The organism is Acetobacterium sp. (assembly GCF_041752335.1).
Classification (GTDB): Bacteria; Bacillota; Clostridia; order Eubacteriales; family Eubacteriaceae; genus Acetobacterium.
This window is the reverse complement of record NZ_JBGSHG010000025.1, coordinates 1-18,451: the sequence shown is the minus strand read 5'-3', so window position 1 is coordinate 18,451 and position 18,451 is coordinate 1. Positions and strand designations below refer to the sequence as shown.

At 46.3% G+C, this 18,451-nt stretch carries 15 protein-coding genes; 10 read left to right on the top strand and 5 right to left on the bottom strand.

What is annotated here, in order from left to right; all coding sequences use genetic code 11:
• Positions 1–2: 2 nt before the first annotated feature.
• Entirely contained in the window at positions 3–1,160 is a 1,158-nt protein-coding gene (locus ACEW8F_RS03460) for a uroporphyrinogen decarboxylase family protein (RefSeq protein WP_373482079.1), read from the bottom strand.
• A 190-nt stretch (positions 1,161–1,350) separates the two neighbouring features.
• Here ACEW8F_RS03460 and ACEW8F_RS03455 point away from each other — a divergent pair, with 190 nt between their 5' ends.
• The 8 genes from ACEW8F_RS03455 (at position 1,351) to ACEW8F_RS03420 (ending at position 9,749) form a co-directional block, all read left to right on the top strand.
• Positions 1,351–1,662, top strand: coding sequence for an ArsR/SmtB family transcription factor (locus ACEW8F_RS03455; RefSeq protein WP_373482078.1), 312 nt, complete (start codon positions 1,351–1,353; stop codon positions 1,660–1,662).
• Positions 1,663–1,685: 23 nt separating this feature from the next.
• Positions 1,686–3,905, top strand: coding sequence for a heavy metal translocating P-type ATPase (locus ACEW8F_RS03450; RefSeq protein WP_373482077.1), 2,220 nt, complete (start codon positions 1,686–1,688; stop codon positions 3,903–3,905).
• 197 nt (positions 3,906–4,102) lie between these two features.
• Positions 4,103–4,732, top strand: a complete 630-nt coding sequence (locus ACEW8F_RS03445) for a B12-binding domain-containing protein (protein ID WP_373482076.1) — start codon at positions 4,103–4,105, stop codon at positions 4,730–4,732.
• Positions 4,733–4,981: 249 nt separating this feature from the next.
• Positions 4,982–5,761 (top strand): formate/nitrite transporter family protein, encoded by a 780-nt coding sequence (locus ACEW8F_RS03440; protein WP_373482075.1) that lies wholly within the window; start codon positions 4,982–4,984, stop codon positions 5,759–5,761.
• Between the two features lie 241 nt (positions 5,762–6,002).
• On the top strand, positions 6,003–6,662 hold the full coding sequence (locus ACEW8F_RS03435; RefSeq protein WP_373482074.1) for a B12-binding domain-containing protein: 660 nt from the start codon (positions 6,003–6,005) through the stop codon (positions 6,660–6,662).
• Between the two features lie 17 nt (positions 6,663–6,679).
• A complete protein-coding gene (locus ACEW8F_RS03430) occupies positions 6,680–7,384 on the top strand; it encodes a GntR family transcriptional regulator (protein ID WP_373482073.1) in 705 nt (234 codons plus the stop codon).
• Between the two features lie 22 nt (positions 7,385–7,406).
• A complete protein-coding gene (locus tag ACEW8F_RS03425; protein WP_373482072.1) occupies positions 7,407–8,102 on the top strand; it encodes a DUF1638 domain-containing protein in 696 nt (231 codons plus the stop codon).
• 159 nt (positions 8,103–8,261) lie between these two features.
• Positions 8,262–9,749, top strand: coding sequence for a UDP-N-acetylmuramoyl-L-alanyl-D-glutamate--2,6-diaminopimelate ligase (locus ACEW8F_RS03420; RefSeq protein ID WP_373482071.1), 1,488 nt, complete (start codon positions 8,262–8,264; stop codon positions 9,747–9,749).
• Positions 9,750–9,786: 37 nt separating this feature from the next.
• Here the strand turns inward: ACEW8F_RS03420 and ACEW8F_RS03415 are convergent, their stop codons facing one another.
• Together ACEW8F_RS03415 and ACEW8F_RS03410 are read right to left on the bottom strand one after the other, a co-directional pair.
• Positions 9,787–10,548 (bottom strand): exodeoxyribonuclease III, encoded by a 762-nt coding sequence (locus ACEW8F_RS03415; protein ID WP_373482070.1) that lies wholly within the window; start codon positions 10,546–10,548, stop codon positions 9,787–9,789.
• Between the two features lie 74 nt (positions 10,549–10,622).
• Complete coding sequence (locus tag ACEW8F_RS03410; protein ID WP_373482069.1) at positions 10,623–12,527, bottom strand: ABC-F family ATP-binding cassette domain-containing protein; 1,905 nt, start codon at positions 12,525–12,527, stop codon at positions 10,623–10,625.
• 124 nt (positions 12,528–12,651) lie between these two features.
• Between ACEW8F_RS03410 and ACEW8F_RS03405 the strand changes: the two genes are divergently transcribed.
• A complete protein-coding gene (locus ACEW8F_RS03405; protein ID WP_373482068.1) occupies positions 12,652–13,125 on the top strand; it encodes a gamma carbonic anhydrase family protein in 474 nt (157 codons plus the stop codon).
• A gap of 56 nt (positions 13,126–13,181) precedes the next feature.
• Here ACEW8F_RS03405 and ACEW8F_RS03400 read toward each other — a convergent pair whose 3' ends face one another.
• Positions 13,182–13,676: an ECF transporter S component gene (locus ACEW8F_RS03400; RefSeq protein WP_373482067.1), complete on the bottom strand. Its 495-nt coding sequence runs from the start codon at positions 13,674–13,676 to the stop codon at positions 13,182–13,184.
• A gap of 131 nt (positions 13,677–13,807) precedes the next feature.
• The gene (locus ACEW8F_RS03395) at positions 13,808–14,410 is read right to left on the bottom strand and encodes a hypothetical protein (RefSeq protein WP_373482066.1); all 603 of its coding nucleotides are present in this window, start codon (positions 14,408–14,410) and stop codon (positions 13,808–13,810) included.
• 571 nt (positions 14,411–14,981) lie between these two features.
• On the opposite strand from ACEW8F_RS03395, the gene ileS reads away from it, so the two are divergent.
• On the top strand, positions 14,982–18,080 hold the full coding sequence (gene ileS, locus ACEW8F_RS03390; protein ID WP_373482065.1) for an isoleucine--tRNA ligase: 3,099 nt from the start codon (positions 14,982–14,984) through the stop codon (positions 18,078–18,080).
• The last annotated feature ends 371 nt before the right edge of the window (positions 18,081–18,451 follow it).

Sequence of the window (18,451 nt, the reverse complement as noted above, 5' to 3'; positions counted from 1 at the left end):
CGCTAATATTTTCCGTGATCGATTACATACTGATGCACCGCCTGGAGTTTTTCCAGATCAAGGCCTTTGCCCCGGAGAATGGCTTTGCCAGTGGTGAAAATGTAGCCGCCCCCGGGAGCGCCTTCTTCAATCATCTTTTTGGCAATATCGATGCACTGTTCGGTGGACTGGGATTTCAGGGCTTCAATGGGGTAGTTGCCCATGATACACATGGTCTGGCCGACTTTTGCTTTAATTGTTTTCATTTCACCGTATTCAAAAATCCCCACCACGTGGGGGTTCAGGCTGCCTAGATAATCATATAATTTGGACCAGTTGCCTTCAATGAACAAGGCGACGGTATAGCCCAGGCCCGTCAGGGTGTTGACCAGCCGGGAGAAGGTCGGCCAGTAAAAACGCTCAAACTGCTTGGGGTTTAAAAATGATGGCATATGCAGGGGCATAAAGATGGCCGGGATTTTTTTGGGCGGTCCGGCATAGCTGGTTACGGCCCACCGCAGCAACAGCGGAAACAGGGCTTCACAGGCCTGCTCCACCAGCTCGGGACAGCGATGCATATCCACTGAGATCCCCATAAAACTGCGGAGCTGGTCCGCCAGAAAATCAAAAGGGGCTTCGATCATGTTGTCCGAGATAATTGGGACTCCTGCCGTGGCACTGCAGTGGGCATCGATTTCCCGGAGAATTTTGGTATGGCGCATAAAACTGAGGGCGCCTTTGGCCAGGTTGAGTCCCCCCAGCATCCCGGGCTGATCAAAGGCCTTGTATTGTCGGGGCAGAACCTTGTCCACCAGGGTCTTGAAGGGATCCTTAATCAATGCTTCATATTCGCTGGCCAGCATGCCGCAGACCTCGGGATGCTGCATGAAGCCATCCTTATTGGGCACAAAATTTTGGGAACCGATGGTGGTATACATCCCTGGGCATCGTAAAAAAGTTGAAAAGGCGGCATCCACCTTCATGTCCTGATAGTAAATGGGCAGGCATTCCCGGATTATCTCCAGATTCCAGGTGGCGGTTTTGAGGTGGCGGCCACAATAATCAACGGCCACCTCAGGGCTGATTAAGGCAAAGATAGGAATCCGGTCTGGCTTTTCCAGATTAACGGCTTTTTCAATACGGATCAATCGTTGCTCCAATAATCTTTTGGCATCACTCATTTATATCGACCTTTATCCTTTAAATTGAAATCGTCTAAAATATTATATGAGTTCAAATTATCATTATTTTTGACAATTGTCAATATTTATTGAGGCAAAATGTGCTTGAAAATAGTGCTTGATTCCGAAAAAAAAATGTGCTACTATTATGTCAATAAGTGAGCAAGTGATCACGTATTGAGGAGAAGAAATGGATAAAGTTTTGAAAAACGAATATACCGAGGAAACCTTATTTGAGGTGGCCGAATTTTTTAAGGTGTTGGGCGATCCCACCCGAATAAAAATTGTCAGTGCGTTATTTGAAAATGGCGAACTGTGTGTCAATGATATTGTTGAACTGATGGATGTCAGCCGAACGGCGGTCTCCCATCAATTGCGAATCTTAAAAGATAAACGGATCGTCAGTTACCGAAAAGAGGGACAAATGAAAATTTATCACCTGGACGATGCCCATGTGGAAGTGATTGTCCTATTAACGATCACCCATTTAAAGCATCACTAGGTGGATTGAAAGAGGTTAGCAGCATGAAAGTATTTTTACAAGGCCTTAATTGTGCTAATTGCGCCGGAAAAATTGAAAAACTGGTCGGCAAAATGCCGAATGTCAGAGCGGCGAGTATCTCGCTGGCAACCGGCTCACTGGTCATTGAAGAAGGCGAGGACTTTGTTCCTGATGAAATTTATAATGCCGTCGTCAAACTGGTTCATTCCCTGGAACCCCATGTAGTGGTTTCAAAAAATCGCAATCCGTCCGCAGCCGTGGAATCCTGTCAATATGATGACCATCAAGATCACGGTCATGACCAGGAACAGCACCCGGCGGAAGCATCCCATCCGGCGGCACATTCACATGCCGGAGCTCTGGGCGATATGGACAAACGACAGAAATTGGAGTTGATCACCGCAATTGGATTATTTATCCTGGGCTTTGTGTTCCAGGCGTTACTCCCGGTCAAGCTGGAAATGGTGACGATCGGGGTTTTCCTGGCAGCTTATTTACTGGCGGGGTATCGGGTGATTGTGCTGGCTTTTCGGAATATCGGACAGGGTCAGATTTTTGACGAAAATTTTTTAATGACCATCGCCACCTTTGGGGCCCTGGTCTTAACCGAATGGCCGGAAGCCGCCGGGGTGATGATCTTTTTCGGCATCGGCGAATATTTCCAGGATCGGGCCGTTGACAATGCCCGCCGGTCGATAGCCGAAACCATCAGTTTTAATGCCATTACCGCCAATCGGGTGGGCCCTGAGGGTGAGGTGGTCATTGATGCCAAACAGGTAAAGGTGGGAGATGTACTGTTGATCAAACCCGGGGAAAAAGTCCCGGCCGATGGAATCATCCTGGAAGGGCTTTCCCATTTGGATACTTCCCCCCTGACCGGGGAATCCTACCCCCGGAAGGTTGAAACCGGAGATGAGGTTCTCAGCGGGATGATTAACGGCAATGCGGTTTTAAAAGTTCGGGTTACCAAAGACTATGAAAATTCCACCGCCATGAAAATTATGCATCTGATTGAAGAAGCCAGTGATAAAAAAGGTAAAACCGAAAAGTTCATTACTAAGTTTTCTCATTATTATACCCCGATTGTAGTATTTTCAGCCATTGCCATGGCGATTATTCCGCCGCTGTTGATTCCCGGGGCCTCCTGGGAAACCTGGTTTTACCAGAGTTTGATCTTTCTGGTGGTGTCCTGCCCCTGTGCCCTGGTCTTATCGATTCCGATCAGTTATTTTGGCGGCATTGGCCGGGCCTCCAAGGAAGGAGTGCTGATTAAAGGCGGAAATTATCTGGATGTCCTTTATCAGGCGGATGTCTTCGTTTTTGATAAAACCGGAACCCTGACTCAGGGCGAATTCAAGGTCATCAAAATGGTACCGGCAACCGGATTTACCGAAGCTCAGCTGTTGGTTGCCGCAGCTGCTGGGGAACATTATTCCAACCATCCCATTGGCAAGGCCATCACCGCCTTTGCCGCCATCGATGTGGATGAAAAACGGCTGCAGAATTATACCGAAATTCCCGGCAAAGGGACCCGGGTGGAGGTCGATGACCAGGTGATCCTGGCCGGCAACAAGAGTCTGCTGGGGGATCATCAGATTGACCTGGCCGAAAATATTGAGGCGGGCACGATTGTCTATATCGCCATCGACAATCAACTGGCCGGAACCCTGGTGCTGGGGGATATGGTTAAGGAAAATGCCTTTACTGCGTTGCAGCAGCTGAAGCGGCTGGGCGCCAAAAAGACCGTCATGCTCAGTGGCGATAATGCCCGGGTTGCCAACCAGATCGGCAAGCAGCTTAAGCTGGACGAAGTACGGGGGGATTGTCTGCCCCAGGATAAGGTGGCCGCCTTTGAAAAAATCAAAGCCGATAATAAGGAAGGTAAAACCATCTTTGTTGGTGATGGCATGAATGATGCCCCGGTACTGGCCATGGCTGATGCCGGCATCGCCATGGGCGCCCTGGGTTCGGATGCCGCCATTGAAGCCGCCGATATCATTCTGATGAAGGATGATCCCATGGATATAGTCAAATCAGTGGATATTGCCAAATATACCCGCCGGATCATGATTCAGAATATCGTCCTGGCCTTGGGGATTAAACTCACGGTACTGACGATGACTTTCTTTGGCATGGGTGAAATGTACCTGGCCATTTTCGCCGATGTCGGCGCCGCCATCCTGACCATCTTAAACACCACCCGAATCCTCCGCTACCGGGGCTTCTGGCAAAAAACAAAATAGCGAAAAAAGATAAGCCCGTACCGACAACCCTAAATCGCCTTTGATCAGGCGATTTTTTTAGCTGAAAATTTACCCGTTAAAATTGGAACCGTTTACTTGACAATTGCCCGGTAAGGGTGTATTATACGACTAAACATGTACACACATGTCACACAAGTTTTTATGAGCTGATTTTTTTCAAAAGGAAGGGTATTAAAATGCTGGACTTAAAAGTTTTAACACAGGCCGTTGGAGATTTAGAAGAAGAAGATGTAATGGACCTACTCAATGATTTTGTTGCGACCAACCCCTCAGAAGCTGAAGCACAGGAAGCCGTTGCCGCCTGTCAGGGTGGGATGGCAATTGTTGGTGATCTATTTGAAAAAGGTGAATATTTTGTGGGCGATCTGATCTTTGCCGGAGAATTATTAACCGAAGCAATCAATGTCTTAAAACCTGTCTTAGGCAGTGAGGACTCGGCCGTTGCCGGAACCATCATTATCGGAACGGTTCATGGTGATTTACATGATATCGGGAAAAATATTTTTAAAAGCATGTCGGAAGCAGCTGGTTTTGAAGTGGTTGATTTGGGCATTGACGTGGCGCCAGAAATTTTTGTGGAAAAAGCCAAAGATTGCAAACCGGCAATTATTGGAATGAGCGGTGTTTTAACACTGGCCATTGACTCCATGAAAGAAACCGTCGACGCGCTAAGAGCGGCCGGCATCGATGCTAAAGTGATCATTGGCGGAAACCCGGTCACCAAAGAATCCTGTGAGTATGTGGGTGCCGATCAGTTTACCACCAATGCGGCAGAAGGCGTCAAAATCTGCCAGGGCTGGGTATAAGTCTGATAGCGACACGTCAATAACCCCTCAAACATATCAATAAAGCAAAGGATAAAAGGAAGAGCGCGGTCTCGTCTTTTTATCCTTTTTTTGATGGAAATAATGGTCAAGATTGGTAAAAACGGCATTCGTTTTCACCCTAAAACACAAAGAATTGTAGATATTTGTATATACAGGTCGATATAAGTATGGTATAATTTCGACAAACGATTTCATGAAAATTGGAAAACTTTATTCAAGGAGGAGAGGGTGAATAATTTTTTTAGTCCCGCAGAAATTTGCGAGAACATGGTCAATGGATGTAATAACAAAGCTAAGCTGCCGATAAGCAAAATGCTCATTTTGGGTATTTTTGCAGGTGTGTTTATTGGGTTTGGTGCTTATGGTTTTACTGTTATTACGGCTGGTGCCGGCACTGGTTTTGAAGCGACCTTTGCCAAGTATATTGGTGCTGGGGTTTTCCCGGTCGGACTGATGCTGGTTGTCATTTGTGGCGCCGAGTTATTTACAGGTAATAACCTGATGACTTTATCGGTTTTCAAAAAGGAAATTACGTTAGCTGCAATGTTGCGTAATTGGGGTGTGGTTTGGGTCGCCAACCTGATCGGTTCGGTATTATTGGCCTGGTTAATGACACAAAGCGGTCTTTACGGCGAAGCCATGGCTGCGAAAGCGATGGGTATTGCCGAAGCTAAGGTTGCGATTCCATTGTTTCCCGTGATCATTCGCGGTATTTTCTGTAACATGCTTGTAGTATTGGCAGTATGGATGCAATCTGGCTCAAAAGACATTATTGGCAAGATTTTTGCCATCTGGTTCCCGATCATGCTTTTTGTTTTGTCCGGATTCGAACATAGTGTGGCCAACATGTTCTTCATTCCCATGGGTATCTTCTGTGGCGCTGAAGTAACCTGGGCTCAAGCTTTCCTGAATAATATTATTCCGGTAACCATTGGAAACATAATTGGCGGTGCCATTATTATTCCTGTTTGTTATCATTTCTCTTACGCTAAAAAAGCATCAGCATAAAATGTGACAGTTTAGTAACTTTTGCTCTTCAATAAGAAGAGCAAAGGCCTCTAAACTCAAAGATGTTAAAATTTGCAAGATTTATATCAATTATACCATTATCAAAAAAAATAATTTAGGTTATAATAAGACAATATTAAATAAATTAGAAATTCCAGGTGTGATCATTTTGATAAAGCCATAAAATGAAGGCATGGCGGTGGTATTCAATTTACACCTTTAAGGGAGTGGAACTTAAATTATGAAACATAGCATTGTCAGATCCATCGAAGGATTATATGAAGATCGAACGCTGGAGCTTGTTCGGATTGCGATTCGAAAGGGGTTTAAACCAATTGATATTTTTAATTGGCTGCAAACTGGAATGGAGCGGGTCGGAAAATTATACGAAAGCAGCGATTATTTTATTGCTGATCTGATTTTTGCCGGGATCATTTTTCAGGAAGTGATGGAACTCGAAGAATTAAAGGAAGTTACCAAAGTAACCCCCAAAAATAAAATCGGTCGATTATTGCTTTTTTCGGTATCCGGTGATTGTCATGATATCGGTAAAAATATTTTTGGTTCATTTGCCAGAACGGCCGGCTTTGAACTCATTGATCTGGGGACGGATGTTTCCCTTTATCAGGTGATGGAAGCCATCGAAACTGTCAAACCAGATATTATCGGAATGAGCGGGATGCAGCAGGAAACCATTTATGAAATGCGGGCGGTGTCCTGTGAATTGGTTAACCGGGGCATCCGGGACGATTATCGGGTGATTATCGGCGGTGCTGTCATTGATGAAAAAGCAGCCCAGATTGTCGGGGCGGACTTTGCTACAAAAGATGTGATGACCGGGGTTGAAAGATGTAAACTATGGATGCTCGAAAAAACAGGAAAAAAAAATAATGATAAATAGACCAAGGTGGTAGAAAAATGGGATCCCCCGAATATTTAAAAATAGTTGATGCAATAAAATATAAAATAACCAGTGAAGAAATACAACCGGGTGATGCCATACAATCAGAAAATCTCCTTTGTGAAGAGTTTAATGTCAGTCGCATGACGGTCAGAAAAGGGTTGGCTGTGCTTGTCAATGAGGGCTATATTTACTCCATTCCGGGCAAAGGGAATTATGTTTGTGAACCGAATTTGGATTCTTATACACTGCATTTTGATGAAATGATGACAACTGAAAAAAAGGGCGAAGAAATCAGACTGATTGAGGTCAATGTGGTGAAACCCAGTTATGAAGTGGGTTTTAATCTGGAGATCCCGGAAAATAAGCATGTCATTGTGGTGAAACGGGTATTTGTCAGTGATGGTATTGTCAAGGCCTTTGATATCAAATATATTCCCTATTATCGGGGCATTCCGATTGTGGAAAAAGAGATTCGTTATGCTACCTTTCCGGAAATGGTGGCAAAAAAGAACTCCATTTTTGCGATGACAAAAAAACTCAAAATCCGGGCCATGGCGGCAAAAGGGGAAGTCAGTCAGGTTCTGGATATTATGGAAGGCGATCCGGTACTGGTTGTTGAGCAGAAGCTGATGGATGAAAAAGATCATCCCATTGGTTGGGGCATGATGTACTTTACTGGTGAGGATTCCGGGTTGGAGGCAATCGCTTCCTTCGATTAGTTATGAATAACTGAGGTATGGGATGAAAGAAAGTATCTTATTAATTGCGTGTGGAATGATTCAAGACGAGATGCGTTTGGCGATGAAGAATACCGGCATCAATTATGATACCATTTGGATGAATGCAGACCTTCATAACAACCCTGATATTTTGAACCTGGAACTGCAACAAGAGATTGACGACCATCAGGAGTACGATATGATACTTCTCGGTTACGGAAACTGCGGCAAAGCGTTGATTGGATTGCGCAGCAAACAGTCAAAGCTGGCTCTGCTTCGTTATGAAGACTGTATTCAGATTCTGCTTCATAATAATGAACAACTTAAATCCATCCGCGGTGAAACTTATTTTATTACCAAAGGATGGATGATGGGTAAAAAATCATTAAAAGAAGAATACCACTATGCCATTAACAAATATGGTCCCAAACGGGCAGAGATGATCATGGGAATTATGTTTAAGAATTACAAGTCGCTGATGATGATTGATTCCGGGGCCTATGATTTGGGCGATTGGCTTCATTGTGCCCGGCATTTAAGCCAGGTTCTGAAATTGGAATTTATTATTACCCCGGGGGATGTGGAACTGCTGGAAATGTTTCTTTCCCTGGAGTGGGATCACCGGGTCGTGGTGATTGAACCGGGAGTGGCAATCAGCAAGGATGATTTTGGCGTCGAATGTACGGTAGCATCGGGTTCCAATATGTTTAAAATGTAAACGATCAGCGCTCTGATCGAACCGGGAGATACTTAAAAGTGTCTCTCTTTTTATTTTGGAAGAATCGATTGATGATCGCGACCAAGACGGATATAGACAGATAAATTAGAAAATAGTATAATATGTTCTAGCGCAGATCAACAAGAGAGAGGAAAACCGATGAAACTGGAAAAACTGTTAAATGAGCTAAAAGTAATTAAAATCAGAAACAATCAGCCCGATTGTGATATAAAAAAAATTTGCTATAATTCCCGGGCAGCGGTTCCGGGCAGCCTGTTTGTGGCCATCCCCGGGTATGTCACGGACGGCCATCAATACATCGGCCAAGCCATCAGCCAGGGGGCCGCTGCCGTAGTTCATCAGGATGATCTGGCCGACTATCAGGCGGAGGTATGCTACATCAAGGTCGCAGATTCCCGCCATGCCCTGGGGATATTGGGGAGTTGTTTTTACGGCAAACCATCCCAGTCCATGGTGGTCACCGGCATTACCGGAACGAATGGGAAAACCTCACTGACTTATATGCTTAAACATATTTTTGAAACCCAGGGCCAGAAATGTGGCCTGATCGGCACCATTCATAATCTGATCGGCGATCAGGTGGTTGATAACCGCGGCCGCACCACCCCGGAATCGCTGGAAGTCCAGGAGATCATTAAAGAAATGAAGGATCGCGGTTGTTCCCACTTATTTATGGAAGTTTCGTCCCACGGCCTGGCCCTGGATCGGGTCAACGGGGTGGATTTTGATTATGGCATCTTTACCAACCTGACCCAGGATCATCTGGATTATCATAAAACCTTTGAAAATTATTTTGAAGCCAAAGCCAAGCTTTTTTTTCAGGTGAAAAAAGCCAACATTATCAATGGTGATGATCCCTGGGGCCGGAAGCTGGGTGATATCCTGGCCGAAAAAACGAGCGTGCCGGTGATCACCTATGGCTTAAATCCGGGTCATGACTATCTTGCGAAAGATTTGGTCTTTGACCCTAAGGGCACCGAGTTTACCCTCGTTACGCCGGATGCAAAAGAAAAACTGTTCTTAAATATCCCCGGCGAGTTTATGGTTTATAATGCCCTGGCCGCGATCATTGCCGCCTTGGCCGAAGGGGTGCCGATGGCGGTGATCCGGGAAGCCCTGGCGACGATGCCGGGAGTTGAAGGGCGGATGGAAATTCTGGATGTTGAGGCTCCCTTTGATGTGATCATTGATTATGCCCATTCTCCGGATTCTCTGGAGAAACTGCTTTTGTCAGTGCGAAAAATCTTCACCGGCCGGATTGTTCTGGTCTTTGGCTGCAATGGCGACCGGGACAAGGAAAAACGGCCGATTATGGGCCGGATCGCCGGCGCGAATGCCGATATGGTGGTGGTAACCTCGGACAATCCGGCCAGTGAAAACCCGATAGACATCATCAATGCGGTGGTGGCTGGCGTCCGGGAAAAGACTGATCAGGTTGCCACGGTGGAACTCCGCCATGAAGGTATCTATTACGGGGCCAGCCTGTGCCGCCCGGGCGATGTGCTGGTGCTGGCTGGTAAGGGCCACGAAAAACAGGAAATCATGAAAAACGAAACCCTCTATTATAATGAATGGGACACGGCCCGAGAAGCCATCGCCCGGCTAAAACTGAAGTCCGAAAATTAGAAAAAGACAAGAAAAAAGCACCCGCTGGGTGCTTCTTTTATTTCAGGGTTAAGACAATCGGGCAATGATCTGAGCCCGTTACTTCATCGAGAATATCGGTGCACGCTACCTGAGCCATGAAGTTTTCAGACACGAAGAAGGAATCAATCCGCCACCCGGCGTTGTTGGCCCGGGCATTGAAGCGGTAAGACCACCAGCTGTATTTGACATCATCGGGATGTTGCATCCGCCAGCTGTCGACCATGCCAATACTGAGAAAATCATCCACCCAGGCCCGTTCTTCCGGCAGGAAACCGGAGCGTTTAGAATTTTCCTTGGGATTCTTCAAATCGATTTCCTGATGGGCGATGTTGATATCCCCGCAGACAATCACATTTTTACCGGCCGCCAGTAATTCCTGGATATCATTTTGAATGCAGCGGTTGAAGTCCATCTTGAAAGCTAGCCGCTGCTCATCTTTTTGACCATTAGGGAAATAGACATTATAAAGGATAAAATCCGGATATTCCATAATAATGGTGCGGCCCTCATTGTTGAAAACCGGGTCGGATAAACCGGTGCGGATGGCCAGGGGTTCGGTTTTGTAATAAACCGCGGTACCGCTGTATCCTTTTTTTTCACCGGAGTGAAAATAGGCAAAATAGCCGGGGATGTTGAGTAAACTTTCTTCTAGTTGATGGTCGTGAGCCTTGGTTTCCTGAATACAGAGAATGTCCGGATTGACTGCTTCAATAAAGGGCAGAAACCCTTTTTGGGCGGCCGCCCGAATGCCGTTGACGTTCCAAGAGATAATTTTCATATGTTACCTTCCTATTTCAATCAAATTTTATTAGGATAACCGGTTAGTTTTGGGTTAGATCCGCGGACGCCAGATTATTCCCCTTTTTCGAGATTTTCCAGGATTTCCAGGCGATCCATAATCTCCAGCAGTTCTTCTTCCAGAACCGCCTTTTCTTCAGCCAGTTCCTGCAAGACAGTATAGTCTTTGGTGATTTCGGAAAGCTTCTGGGTGACAAAATCCAGCCGCTTATCTTTTGCTTCCAGATCCAGCAGCAGCGCTTCCTGCTCGCGTTTTTCCTTGTAGGTCAGACCGGGTTTCCGGGTTTTAGGTTTTTCAATGGGCGGGGCTTCGACTTTTGTCACCAGGAGATCCGGGGCATCGTCTCTGACGCCCAAGCCGGTCAGCGGATGCTTTTTTATATATTCCGAATAATTGCCGGTTTGGGTGGTGATGTGGCCCTGGCCATCAAAGGAAAAAATCTGTTCACAGGTGCGGTCCAGAAAATAACGATCATGGGAAACGGTCAGCATCGACCCCTGAAAATCATCCAGATAGGCTTCCAGAATCGTCAGGGTGTCAATGTCCAGGTCGTTGGTGGGTTCATCAAATAGCAGTACGTTGGGGGCCATCATCAGGATCCCCAGCAGATAGAGCCGTCGTCGTTCGCCGCCGGAGAGTTCGGAAATATAAACCCATTGGCTGTTTTTATCAAACAGAAACAGTTCCATCATCTGGGCGGCCGTGACGGTTTCACCCCGCGAATTTTCCATCACTTCAGCTTTTTCCCGGATATAATCAATCGCCCGGAGGCTCAGATCGATATCCTCGGATTCCTGGGAAAAATAACCGAGTTTGACGGTATCACCCAGGGTGATGGTGCCGCCATCCGGCTTAAGTTTTCCCGATAGCAGGTTCAGCAGGGTCGATTTGCCATAACCATTTTTGCCGATGATCCCAATCCGTTCGCTGGGACCGAGGATCATCGAAAAATCGTTGATAATTTTCTGAGCGCCGAAAGACTTACTTAAATGCTCGATTTCAATGACTTTTTTACCCAGCCGGGAAAAGCCCACCGAGATTTCCATCTGGTTTTCGGACAGATCGGTGGCTCGTTCTTTGATCTCGTCAAAGCGCTGAATCCGGGCTTTCTGCTTGGTCGTCCGGGCCCGGGCGCCCCGGCGGATCCAGGCCAGCTCGCGGCGATAGAGGTTTTGGCGCTTGGCTTCGATGGCGGTTTGGGCTTCCCGGCGATTGGCTTTCTGCTCTAAAAAGTCCGAATAATTGCCAGTATATTCATACAGATTGCCCTTATCCAATTCGATCGTTTTGGTGACCACCCGATCCAGAAAATAGCGGTCATGGGTCACCATCAGCAGGGCCCCTTTGCGGTTTAACAGGTAGTTTTCCAGCCAGGCAATGGTGTCATTATCGAGGTGATTGGTGGGCTCATCGAGGATCAGCAGATCGCAGGGGGTCAGCAGTGCTGAAGCCATGGCCACCCGTTTGCGCTGGCCCCCGGAAAGCTGGCCAATTTTTTTATGATAGTCGTGAATGCCCAGCTGGGAGAGAATCGTTTCCACCTGGGATTTCAGGTTCCAGAGGTTTTCGTCATCGATGCGCTGGGACAGCGACAGCAGCCGTTTTTGTAACGCCGCATCTTCGGGGGAGACTTCCAGGGCGGCCAGGGTGGACTCATAATCCCGGACCAGGTTCATTTCCGGCGAGTTGGCCGAAAAAACCTGATTCAGCACCGTGATCTCCAGGTCAAGATCCGGATCCTGGGAAAGAATTTCGACTCGCCTGGTGCCGAAAAATTTGACCTCCCCGGCATCCGGGCTATCGAGATTTCCAATTATCCGCAGCAGCGAGGTTTTTCCCGATCCATTAACGCCAATCACCCCGATCTTATCGGTATCGGCGATGGAAAATGAGAGTTGATTAAAAAGAGTTTTCACCCCATAGGTTTTTTTAAGATTTTCAATACTGGCAATATTCATTGACTTGTCCTTTGTGTTTTCATTTTGCTGATATTTTATCATAAATTAGAGGATCTTGGAAAAACTTTACAAAAAGTCCTGAAAATAGTATCATATAACAATGAAAAAAGGTGGGGTGAGCAAAATGATGTTGGGTAAAACCATTTTTATAGCTAAAAGTGCCGATGTTGTCGGAAAAGTTAAATTGGGTAATTTTATCAGTGTCTGGTTTCAGGCGGTCATCCGGGGCGATGTGGACACCATTACTATTGGTGATCGAACCAATATCCAGGATGGTACCGTGGTTCACGTGGCCCCGGGTTATCCTACGGTTATTGGAGCAGGAGTGAGCATCGGCCACAATGCCATTATTCACGGCTGTGAAATCGGCGATAATGTGCTGGTGGGGATGGGGGCCATTATTTTAAATGGTGCTAAGATTGGCGACAACTCGATTGTCGGAGCCGGCTCACTGGTGACCCAGGGCAAGATTTTTCCGCCGAACTCATTAATCATCGGCAGCCCGGCCAAGGTATCACGAGCGCTGAAACCCGAAGAAATTCAGGGCATCCGGGACAATGCCGAAGATTACCTGGATACCATGAAGGGCTATATGTAAACCGTCAGAGAGCTCTGCGCAAATAAAAAAAGACCCGTTGGGTCTTTTTTTGATTCCTAAAACTTGACCGGTTTCAGGCGAAAGCGTTCCAGGGGTTTGTGCAGAATCGTCACCAGCACGATCCCAACCAGACCCTGAAGGGCACTGAAGGGTACGTTTACTAGCGGGCCGGCAAGGTTACCGTACATAATGACTTCAGAAACGAAATAAACGGCGGTCATGGCAATCACAGCCGGAAAAGCAAAGAACAGCAGATTCTTTTCGGGAAACCGCTTCATCAGATAGCCGAAAATAAAGGCCATCGCACCTTTGGCAATAAAGGTGGGCAACATATAAGCACTGTAACCGCCAAAGTAATCAGCACTGGCTGAGCCAATCCCGGCAGCAATCAGACCGCCCCAGGGGCCTAAAATATAGGCGGATAAAAGCACGGCTCCATCACCCGGATGGATATAACCGGTGGGCAGCGGGATTTTTACCAGTGATGTCATCACAAAGGTGAGGGCCATCATTAACGCCGTATAGGTGATTTTTTTGGTTTGATCATTCATTCGTATGTCCTCGATTCTAAAAAAATACTAAGCTGACGATGAGCCGAAAGCTTAGTATAAGGTTATCGCATATTTGTGTTGAAAACAAGGTCTTGAATTGAGGAATTTTTTTACAAATCTGAACCCATCGATCAGACCTGTTCGATAAAAATACTGACGGCAGAGTTTCCCGGCAGATCGGTTTTTTCCGGGTTGTTGGGTGAAACCGTAATGCTGATGGTGTAGCCGCTGACGGTTCCCTTCATGCTGGTTGATTCGGAAATGGGTTCCTCGGTATAATCTGGGGCACTGGTTAGCAGGGCCTGATAGAAAACAAGAAGTTCATCGGTGCTATAATCAGAAACATAGGAAGTCTTCCAGCCTGGTTTGCCGGCGTCATTGGTTATCTGGTGGGACTGAGAAAGATTGCTCACGCCATAGAGGGGTACCATCTGGCTGGGATAATTGCCTGCTAAAAGACCGGCGTCATCAACATAGAGTTCAGCCGTATTTTCGGCGATCACGGCTTGCATTTCCGGCGGAACGACAATGGCTGTGGTAGCTGTCGCATCGGGGAGATTGTTTTTTATGGTTTCCGGTTCTTTGGTTACCGCCGTGGTGGTAGTCTCTTCAGATTTGTTGGTTTCATTGGTGGTGGCTTTTTCATCAGTGAACAGCTTTGGTATCATGAAGACGGCGCCGACAATAAGAACCCCAATCAGGACAACGGAAAGAATAATATAACGTATTTTCATAATGACTCCTTTTTAGGAAATGAACAGATCAATGCAAAACGGCGTCGGTTCCACACCTTGTGTTTTCCAATGATCTGTTTTGAAAAGATGGTATATCTCATTATAACCGAAATTCTTAATTTTTAGAATAAAGATTTCAAAAAACTTGATTTTATTAAAGATATTGGATAGAATATACAATAGGCTTTTTTACTTGTAAATCGTTATAAATTATCGTATTAAATTAAATAAAAACATAAATGTCAGGACAAGGACGCTGTGGGGAATGCTTTAACAGAGAGATAATCATTCTGGTGAAAGATTATTAAAAGATACCTCAGAGAGATCACCTTTGAACAGGATTTCTGAAGACTGGATTAGCCGTTGGTTAAACCAGGGTAGGAAACCCCGGGGAATCGTTAACTTCATCGAGTGGGCAGTTTTCTGCCAACTTGGGTGGTACCGCGATTTTTCGTCCCTTGGATTTTTCAGGGGGCGTTTTTTGTGTTGGCCCGGTTTTGTTTAGCAGCATCGTTTACGCATATATTTTAGAGCATTTAATTTATGTAAGAAACTTAATGGAGGTAGAAATTTGGCACAGTTTAAAACATTAATAGAAGGAAAAATCGGAGAAAAGGAAGATGCGATCTCACAACAATGGGAAGCGATGAATCTGTTGCAGCAGACCATCGACAATCGGGAGGGAAAAGAGAATTTCGTCTTTTATGAAGGCCCTCCCACCGCTAACGGCCGTCCCGGGATCCATCACGTATTGGCCCGGACCCTAAAAGACACCGTCTGCAAATACAAGGTGATGGACGGTTACCGGGTGCTTCGTAAGGGCGGCTGGGATACCCATGGCCTGCCGGTGGAAATCGAAGTTGAAAAACAGCTGGGTCTGTCCAGTAAACTGGAAATTGAAGCCTACGGCATCGATAAGTTCAACGAAAAATGTAAGGAATCGGTCTTCAATTACGAAGGACAATGGAAGGAAATGAGTCGCAAAATGGGTTATTTCATTGATATGGAAGATCCCTACATCACGTTGGATAATAATTATATTGAAACCGTCTGGTGGATTCTCGATAAATTCAATAAAGAAGGCTTTCTTTATGAAGGTCACAAGATCATGCCCTATTGTCCCCGCTGTGGCACTGGTCTGGCCTCCCATGAGGTGGCTCAGGGCTATCAGGAAATCAAAAGCAATACCGTGGTTGCCGCATTTAAACGCAAGGATGCCGATGAATACTTTCTGGTCTGGACCACCACCCCCTGGACTCTGGCGGCTAATGTAGCCCTGGCCGTTCATCCCGATGCCGATTACATCAAAGCCCGCAGCAATGATGAAGTCTATATCTGTGCCAAGGTGCTGGCGCCCAAATTACTGGGCGAAGACTACGAAATTCTCGAAGAAATGAAGGGGTCAGCCCTGGAATACGTGGAGTATGAACAGCTGATGCCGTTTGTGGTTCCCGATAAGAAAGCGTTTTTTGTCACCTGTGCCGACTATGTCACCACCGAAGATGGTACCGGGATTGTTCATATCGCCCCAGCTTTTGGGGAAGATGACTATAAGGTTGGCCGACAATACAATCTGCCGGTACTGCAGCCGGTAGCCGAGGACGGAAAATATACCGATACCCCCTGGAAGGGACAATTTGTCATCGATGCCGATCTTGATATCATCAAATGGCTGAAAGCCGAGGGCAAACTGTTCAAAAAAGAAAAGGTGGTTCATAATTATCCGCATTGCTGGCGTTGCAAAACCCCCTTATTATATTATGCCAAACCAAGCTGGTACCTGGAAATGACCAAGATCAAAGACACCCTGATTGAAAACAATAACGGCGTCGAATGGTACCCGGATTTTGTCGGTGAAAAACGCTTTGGCAACTGGTTGGAAAACCTCAACGACTGGGCTATTTCCCGCAGCCGTTACTGGGGAACACCGCTGCCGGTCTGGCGCTGCGACGAATGCGGTAAGCTGGAAACTGTCGGTTCCCGTAAAGAACTGGTGGAGCGGGCGGTTGAAAACATCGATGAAAGCATTGAGCTGCACCGCCCCCATGTGGATGATGTCCATTTCACCTGTCCCGATTGCGGCCAGACGATGACCCGGGTCAAAGATGTCATCGACTGCTGGTTTGATTCCGGCTCGATGCCCTTTGCTCAATATCACTATCCGTTTGAAAATAAAGAACTGTGGGAAGAACAATTCCCGGCCGATTTCATCTGTGAAGGGATCGATCAGACCCGCGGCTGGTTTTACTCACTGCTGGCGATTTCCTCTTTTGTGACCGGCAAAGCGCCTTACAAAAAAGTCCTGGTCAATGACCTGATTCTCGATGCCGATGGCCAGAAAATGTCCAAAACCAAGGGCAACACCGTGGATCCGTTTGAAATGTTTGATGAATATGGGGCTGATGCCCTGCGCTGGTATCTGCTTTTTGTTTCACCAGCCTGGACCCCCACCCGTTTTGATGTCAAGGGGATTAAAGAAGTGCAAAGCAAGTTCTTTAACACCCTGAAAAATACCTATCATTTCTTTGCCCTTTACGCCAACACCGACAACATCGATCCGAGAGAGTTTTTTGTGGCTTATGCCGAGCGTCCCGAAATCGATGCCTGGATCCTGTCCAAATATAACCGACTGGTCAAAGAAGTCCGGGAAGAAATGGAGGTTTTTGATTTAACCAAAGCGGTCAAGAAAATCCAGAATTTTGTCAACGAAGATTTATCAAACTGGTATATCCGCCGGAACCGCCGCCGCTTCTGGGGAACCGAGCTGACGGAAGATAAAAAAGCCGTTTACAACACCACCTGGGAAGTATTGGAAGGGGTGGTCCGCCTCTGTGCTCCCTTTGCACCCTATATTACTGAAGAACTGTATCAAAAGCTGACCAATGGTGTTTCCGTCCATCTGGCCGATTACCCCACCGTTAATGAAAACCTGATTCAGGATGCCATTGAAGAACCGATGGATCTGGTCCGGGAACTGGTCAGTCTCGGTCGCGGTGCCCGGGAAGAAGCCCAGATCAAGGTGCGACAACCCTTGTCTAAAATTATTGTGGATGGCAAGTACCGCGAAACACTGGGCGATTTATGCGTCTTGATCGAAGAAGAACTGAATATTAAAAGGGTTGCTTTTGAAGACAATCTCGGAGACTTTATGAACTATGCGCTAAAACCGGACTTCAAGGTGGCCGGCCCGGTACTCGGCAAAAACGTCAAGCTGCTGGGTAAGGCCCTGGCATCGGTGGAAGCCAGTGAGGTGGTAGCTAAGCTCGAAGCCGACGGCAGCTTTGTGATTGAGCTGGACGGCGAAAGCCTCGAACTCCGCAAAGATTTCATCGATATCCGGATTTCCGCTAAAGAAGGCTTCAATGTGCAGATGTTCAACAACAAGTTTATCATCCTCGATACCAGCCTGAATCAGGATTTATTGGATGAAGGCTGCGCCCGGGAATTTGTTTCCCGGATTCAACAGCTGCGAAAATCCAACGGCTACGAAGTCATGGACCGCATCGACATCAGCTACAGCAGTGACGACGCCATGGATCGGGCGATTGAAATCTATACCGATTTCATCAAAACCGAAACCCTGGCTGACACGATCACCGTCAAAGCCGGTGTCGGCGAAATGTTTAATTTGAATGGCCATGATACCTGGATTGAATTGATGAAAAAATAAAATCGAATAAAAATAAAACCGATGGTATGTGAATGCCATCGGTTTTTTTATGGAAATTTTTAAGCAAGGAGTAAAATAATTATCTCAAGCAAGAAATTTTAGCAAATGTCAAATTCTGGATAAAAAAGCTTATGCGCTAATCCAGTTTGGCCGATATATATTGAAATGCGAATGTTGAATATTGGTGTTTATTAAGAATCGTCATTTGAGCAAATTTGCTTCGTATTTTTTCTGATCATGATTACTAGGTAGATTCAATCGGAGAGGAGGTGACTAAATGAGAATTAACCATAATATCATGGCAATTAACAATTATCGACAATTGACCAATAATACTAACCAGGCCAGTAAGTCCCTGGAAAAGTTGTCTT

What these genes read in the sequence shown, in the direction of transcription:
- ACEW8F_RS03460 (WP_373482079.1), bottom strand. Translation starts at nt 1,160, where the DNA reads ATGAGTGATGCCAAAAGATTATTGGAGCAACGATTGATCCGTATTGAA.
- ACEW8F_RS03455 (WP_373482078.1), top strand. Translation starts at nt 1,351, where the DNA reads ATGGATAAAGTTTTGAAAAACGAATATACCGAGGAAACCTTATTTGAG.
- ACEW8F_RS03450 (WP_373482077.1), top strand. Translation starts at nt 1,686, where the DNA reads ATGAAAGTATTTTTACAAGGCCTTAATTGTGCTAATTGCGCCGGAAAA.
- ACEW8F_RS03445 (WP_373482076.1), top strand. Translation starts at nt 4,103, where the DNA reads ATGCTGGACTTAAAAGTTTTAACACAGGCCGTTGGAGATTTAGAAGAA.
- ACEW8F_RS03435 (WP_373482074.1), top strand. Translation starts at nt 6,003, where the DNA reads ATGAAACATAGCATTGTCAGATCCATCGAAGGATTATATGAAGATCGA.
- ACEW8F_RS03430 (WP_373482073.1), top strand. Translation starts at nt 6,680, where the DNA reads ATGGGATCCCCCGAATATTTAAAAATAGTTGATGCAATAAAATATAAA.
- ACEW8F_RS03425 (WP_373482072.1), top strand. Translation starts at nt 7,407, where the DNA reads ATGAAAGAAAGTATCTTATTAATTGCGTGTGGAATGATTCAAGACGAG.
- ACEW8F_RS03420 (WP_373482071.1), top strand. Translation starts at nt 8,262, where the DNA reads ATGAAACTGGAAAAACTGTTAAATGAGCTAAAAGTAATTAAAATCAGA.
- ACEW8F_RS03415 (WP_373482070.1), bottom strand. Translation starts at nt 10,548, where the DNA reads ATGAAAATTATCTCTTGGAACGTCAACGGCATTCGGGCGGCCGCCCAA.
- ACEW8F_RS03410 (WP_373482069.1), bottom strand. Translation starts at nt 12,527, where the DNA reads ATGAATATTGCCAGTATTGAAAATCTTAAAAAAACCTATGGGGTGAAA.
- ACEW8F_RS03405 (WP_373482068.1), top strand. Translation starts at nt 12,652, where the DNA reads ATGATGTTGGGTAAAACCATTTTTATAGCTAAAAGTGCCGATGTTGTC.
- ACEW8F_RS03400 (WP_373482067.1), bottom strand. Translation starts at nt 13,676, where the DNA reads ATGAATGATCAAACCAAAAAAATCACCTATACGGCGTTAATGATGGCC.
- ACEW8F_RS03395 (WP_373482066.1), bottom strand. Translation starts at nt 14,410, where the DNA reads ATGAAAATACGTTATATTATTCTTTCCGTTGTCCTGATTGGGGTTCTT.